This window comes from Rhizorhabdus sp. GW822-FHT03C02, assembly GCF_058801765.1.
The window spans coordinates 1-5,727 of record NZ_JBXANN010000029.1 but is presented as its reverse complement, the minus strand read 5'-3'; the positions used below and the strand labels follow the sequence as shown (position 1 = coordinate 5,727).

Here is a 5,727-nt window from a genome sequence, read left to right as displayed (position 1 = left end):
GGCTCCTCCTGCCCATGCCAATGTGTTCACCATGTCTCCGAACGCTGTTCACCTTGTACCCGGTCCATACAAACAAGGCCGGGGCGACGGTGGTTGGGGGTGGTGGTATCATTTCCTCGAGCCTGGTGGCTGAGGAGGAAGAAAGATCGCCTCACGGCGCCGGCGCGCTGGGCACCTTGTCCTGGTACGTCGCCCAGTTCTTGAGCAGTTCGTGGACGACGGGCGCGCCGACGCGGTAATTGGCTTCGAAGGCGGCGATCTGGCCCGCGCCCTCGTTGGCGACGCTGTCGACCGCGCTGATGCCGGGCGGGGGCATCGACGGGTTGCTGCCGGTGCGCAGCACCAGCACCCGGTCGGGGTCGACCAGATGCTGTTTGGCGGCGATCGCCATCACCCCGGCCATCGACTGGCTTTCCATGTTGGTCATCGCGAAGCGCCCCTGGCCGCCGGTCCACAGCTTCACCCAGTCGCGCGCCCAGCGGGTCCGCCCGGGGCCGTGCCAGTAGCGCACCGATCCGAGCGTCTCGCCCATCAGCACGAAGGGCGGCTTCTGCGCGTTGGGAAAGCCCTTCCACTGCGCGCGCGCCTTTTGCAGTTCGGGGCTGTCGGGGATGGCGACGTCCTTCGTCATCGCATAGGCCCATGACGCCAGCCCCTGGTTGAGCTTGACCGACATGGCGAGCTTGCCGGTGTCGGTGAAGCCGGCGAAATCCTCGGTGGCGGCGGGCAGCGTGTTGGGGCGGTCGGCGCCGATCGCGAACAGGCCATAGGGCCAGCCTTTCGGCGCCTCGCGGTCGTCGAGCTCGCGCAGCGTGTCGCCCTGGACCACCCAGCGCGACCAGGCGGCGCTGCCGACCGAGGCGAGCGCGGGATCGACCCCCGAAATGCCGGTGAACAGCCAATAGGTGTGGGTGAAGTCGAAGCGTGGGTCGAGGATCAGGCTCATCAACTGTTCGGCGACCCCGCCGACCATCGTGTCCGGGCTGCCCCAGACCATGCCGTAGAGCCCGTCGGCGTTGCGGCGCAGCGGGTGGAGCGCGCCCTTCAGCGGAATGACCTCGTCGAGTTTCTCGCGTTCGGCCCAGAACTGGAACTCGCCGGGGGCGTCGCCGGTGTCGGCGCCGGGTTCGAAATTGGCGATGACGATGACCTTGACCGGGATCGGCACCACTGCGGGGATTGCCGGCACCGGCGGCTCGGCGGCGCGGGCGGCGACGGGCGGTGCGGCCGCGACGAGCGCAACCGAGGCCAGGAGCATGCGCAGATTTCGTCCCATCAAATCCGTCCCCGCTGGGCGGGCTGCGTGTCCGCGGCACCACGGCCGAGCAGCAATCCTGCCAGGTAAGTAAGTTTTTCTTTACAGTTCGACGAACCTATCATTACGATGATGCAACGCAGCATTTCAAGACCATAATCGGAGAGGCAAGTATCGGGAAACATTGACCGAACGAGCGCAGGGGTGCGACTCTTCGGCGAAAAAAGGGGGCTATAATCATGGTGAAGACTCGATCGGTTACCGCAATGGCGGATCGTGCGATGCAGCAGGGCCGCATCCTCGCAATCGCAGCAACGCTCCTATCCTGTACCGCCCTTACCACGCCGGCCTGGGCCGCCGGCGAAGCCGCCGCCGACGAGGCCGCGGCGGATGCGCCCAAGGACGACGACATCGTCGTGACCGGCGCGCTCAACGCGATGCCCAACAAGGATGTCGGTTCGATCTTCGGCTTCGGCAAGACGCTGGTCGAGACGCCGCGTTCGGCCTCGACGATCAGCGGCGAGCAGATCGAGCGGTTCGGCATCACCGACATCTACGATCTCGTCGCGCAGGCGCCGGGCACCTTCACCAACAGCTTCTTCGGGGTCGGCGGCGCGCTCGATATCCGCGGCACGCCGGGCGAAGTCTTCTTCCGCGGCATGCGCCGGCTCGACAATCCGGGCAACTACCCGACCCCGATCGGCGCGTCCGACCGGATCGACATCGTCCGCGGCCCGTCCTCGCCGATCTTCGGCCCGTCGAAGACCGGCGGCTATATGAACTTCGTGCCCAAATCGGCGCGGGTGAAGGGCGGCGCGCTGCTCGACCATGCCGAGGGCGAGGTCAGCTATACCCGCGGCAGCTGGGACTATAATGTCGTCAAGGCGCAGGTGCGCGGGCCGCTCAAGCTGGGCGCGAGCGAATTCGGCTACAGCCTCTATGCCGAGCTCGAGGATTCGGGCAGCTATTACCGCAACATGTCGACCAACCAGACGCTGCTCCAGGCGGCGTTCGACAACCAGATCGCCGACACCGTCCGCATCGAATTCGGCGGCATGTACCAGAACTACAAGGGCCAGCAGAATGGCGGCTGGAACCGCCTGACCCAGGACTTGGTCGACAACGGCACCTACCTGACCGGATCGGCCAAGCCGCTCGACACCAATGGCGACGGCCAGCTGTCGCAGGCCGAACTCACCGGCCAGGGCCTCAATCCGTTCGGCGGCTTCGCCTGCGGCGGCGGTGTGTTCGCGGCGTCGATCACCAATGCCTGCTATTCGCGCACCTCGCCGCTGGCACTCGACAATGTCGGCACCGCCAAGCTCAGCCGCCGGGACGTCCTCACCGGCAAGAACGACCGCCTCGATAACATCGCCAAGACCGGTTATTTCGATATCATCTTCACACCCGACAGCGGATATGAGATCAAGAACCAGTTCTTCTACGACGGTATCAAGAACATCAACGAGAACACCTATGGCTTCTCGCAGTTCCACCGTTCCTGGGTGATCGAGGACAAGATCGTCGCATCGAAGACCTATGAAAATTCGGTCGGAAAATTCTCGGTCCAGGCATCGCCGTCGATCCGCTACACCAAGTTCCTGCACGGCGACGATTTCAACTTCGAATATTTCCACCGCGTCGACCTGACCGTCGGCTACACGCCGCTGTCCGACCGGCTGCTGTCGACCGAGTGCGACTGCAACTATACCAATTATCTGAAGGGCCATTATACCGATTACGGCCTCGCCGGGCTCGTCGATGCCGACTTCGCCTTCGGCCTCGATCTGATCGGCGGCCTGCGCTACGATCAGGTCAAGGTCACGTCGACCAACGTGCTCAGCAAGCTGCAGACCGCGACCGGCGTGCTCGCCAACGGATCGGGCAGCAAGGGCGGCTGGTCGTGGAACGGAAGCGCCTCGTACAAGCTGCCGTTCGGGATCATCCCCTATGTGACGGCGTCGCGCCAGTCGACGGTGATCGCCGGCCAGGGGTCGGAAATCGATGCGGCGACCGCGGTCGGCAAGACCTTCATCACCGCGTCCAAGCTGTACGAAGCCGGCGTGAAGGGCAATTTCCTCGACAACAAGCTCTATGCCGCGGTGTCGGTCTACAAGCAGGAGCGCACCGACCACGACATCCAGTCGTCGACGGTCAACCAGTCGGTCCAGACCAAGGGCGTCGAGGCCGAGGCGCGCTGGTCGGTCGACAAGCACCTGCTCATCACCGGTGCCTATACCCGCACCGTGGTCACCAACCTGACCTTCCTCGATGCGGGGTCGACCTTCAGCTTCTTCGGCGCCGAGGATCTGATCAATGTCACCGACCCTTCGCTGATCTATGGCGGTCAGCAGGGCGGCCTGGTGCCGATCAACAGCAAGTCCGACGCCCGTCGTGCGGGTATCCCGAAGAATCTCTACTCGCTGACGGGAAGCTATTCGTTCGACAATGGGCTCGCCTTCACCGCCAGCGTGGTCAAGGTGGACTCGGTGTTTTCGGGCCAGTCGCAGGTCGTCAAGCTGCCGGCCTATACGCTGCTCGATCTCGGCGCATCCTATGCCAAGGATAACTGGCTGTTCCGCCTGATCGTCAAGAACGTCACCAACGAGCGCTATTTCCGCGCCAACTTCACCGAACTGTTCGGCAGCACGATCGTGCTGCCCGAGCGGCCGCGGAGCTTCCAGGGGACGATCTCCTACAAGTTCTAAGGCCAGATGGAGGCGCCGGCCGATGCCGGCGCCTCTTTCGCTTCACCCTGCTGCTCATGACGACGTTGCGGAGGTGTCGATGAACATCGCGAACATACCCGCGCCCGAAGCCGAGACCGTCGGCGGGGCCGCGGCCCGCACGGGGATCATGACCGCCGAACAGGCGCGCGATCCCGATTATTTCCCCGGTTTCGGCGTCGCGATCCCGCTGGGCATCCAGCATGTGCTGGCGATGTTCGTCAGCAACCTGACTCCACCGATCATCGTCGCGGGGGCGGCGGGCTTCGGCTTCGGATCGCCCGATCCCAGCGCGCTGATCTACATGATCCAGATGTCGATGATCTTCGCCGGGATCGCCACGCTGATCCAGACGATCGGCATCGGCCCGGCGGGTGCGCGGCTGCCGATCGTCCAGGGCACCAGCTTCGCCTATCTGCCGGTGATGATCCCGATCGTCGCCGGCCACGGCGTCGGCGCGATGGCGGCGCTGACCACCGCCGCGCTGTTCGGCGGGCTGGTCCACACGGGTCTCAGCTTCTTCGTCGGGCGGATCCGCTTCGCGTTGCCGCCGATGGTCACCGGGCTGGTGGTGGCGATGATCGGCCTGTCGCTGATGCGGATCGGGGTCCAATATGCCGCGGGCGGGGTGCCCGCGCAGGGCACCGCGGCCTATGGTGCGGGGGCGAGCTGGCTGCTGGCTGGGATCGTCGTCGCGGTGACGTTGGGCTTGAGTTTCTTCGCGCGGGGCATCTGGTCGACCGCGGCGGTGCTCATCGGGCTGCTCGCGGGCTATGGCGCGGCGGCGGCGATGGGGCGGGTGTCGCTCGCTTCGGTCGGGAGCGCCGGCTGGTTCATGTTGCCGTCGCCGCTCCATTTCGGTTTTTCGATGTCGGCGGCGGCGATCCTGGGCTTCGTGCTGATGGGCTTCATCTCGGCGATCGAGTCGATCGGTGGGGTCTGTGCGATCTGCGAGGGCACCGCCGGCCGCCCGGCGACCGACCGCGAGCTGATCGGCGCAACCTGCGCCGATGGCGCGGGCACCGCGCTCGCCGCCTTGTTCGGGGCGCTGCCCAACACCTCGTTCAGCCAGAATGTCGGGCTGATCGCGATCACCGGGATCATGAGCCGCCATATCGTCACGATCGGCGCGCTGTTCCTGATCGCGTGCGGGCTGGTGCCCAAGGTCGGGGCGCTGATCACGACGATCCCGATCGAGGTGCTCGGCGGCGGGGTGATCGTCATGTTCGGGATGGTCGCCTCGGCGGCGGTCGGAATCCTGTCGGGGGTCACCTGGAACCAGCGCAACATGCTGATCTTCGGGGTGGCGCTGTCGCTGGGGATCGGGCTCCAGCTCGAACCCGACGCGGTGTCGCACCTGCCGGGGACGCTGCGGATCATGCTGACCTCGGGCGTGCTGCCGGCGGCGCTGATCGCGGTGGTGCTCAATATCGTCGTGCCGGGGCGTGAGGCGGTGGGATAATCCTCTTACCGCTGTCGCCCCGGCCTTGTGCCGGGGTCCATGGCTGGTGCGTCACGCGGCATGGTCGACGGAGGGCAGGGCGGTCTGCTTGCTTCTCATTTCCGGCGGTGGCTCTCGGTGAAATAGCCATGGACCCCGGCACAAGGCCGGGGCGACGGTTGAGAGCTTAGAGCAGCAAGCCGTAAATCTGACCCACCGTGACGGAGTCGATTTTGGTCCGTCGCGAGGATGGAGGAGGGAGCAATGTGGGGCCATTGTGACCGACGACAGACGCTGCGATGGAC

Annotated in this window: 3 protein-coding genes; 2 read left to right on the top strand and 1 reads right to left on the bottom strand. The window is 65.4% G+C overall.

Annotation, left to right across the window (positions count from 1 at the left end):
- Positions 1–151 precede the first annotated feature (151 nt).
- Positions 152–1,258: a purine nucleoside permease gene (locus tag AC1RM6_RS30380; protein WP_493108432.1), complete on the bottom strand. Its 1,107-nt coding sequence runs from the start codon at positions 1,256–1,258 to the stop codon at positions 152–154.
- A 278-nt stretch (positions 1,259–1,536) separates the two neighbouring features.
- On the opposite strand from AC1RM6_RS30380, the gene AC1RM6_RS30375 reads away from it, so the two are divergent.
- Complete coding sequence (locus tag AC1RM6_RS30375) at positions 1,537–3,963, top strand: TonB-dependent siderophore receptor (protein WP_493108431.1); 2,427 nt, start codon at positions 1,537–1,539, stop codon at positions 3,961–3,963.
- Positions 3,964–4,042: 79 nt separating this feature from the next.
- A complete protein-coding gene (locus AC1RM6_RS30370; RefSeq protein WP_493108429.1) occupies positions 4,043–5,443 on the top strand; it encodes a uracil-xanthine permease family protein in 1,401 nt (466 codons plus the stop codon).
- Positions 5,444–5,727: the final 284 nt, after the last annotated feature.

What these genes read in the sequence shown, in the direction of transcription:
- AC1RM6_RS30380 (WP_493108432.1), bottom strand. Translation starts at nt 1,258, where the DNA reads ATGCTCCTGGCCTCGGTTGCGCTCGTCGCGGCCGCACCGCCCGTCGCC.
- AC1RM6_RS30375 (WP_493108431.1), top strand. Translation starts at nt 1,537, where the DNA reads ATGCAGCAGGGCCGCATCCTCGCAATCGCAGCAACGCTCCTATCCTGT.
- AC1RM6_RS30370 (WP_493108429.1), top strand. Translation starts at nt 4,043, where the DNA reads ATGAACATCGCGAACATACCCGCGCCCGAAGCCGAGACCGTCGGCGGG.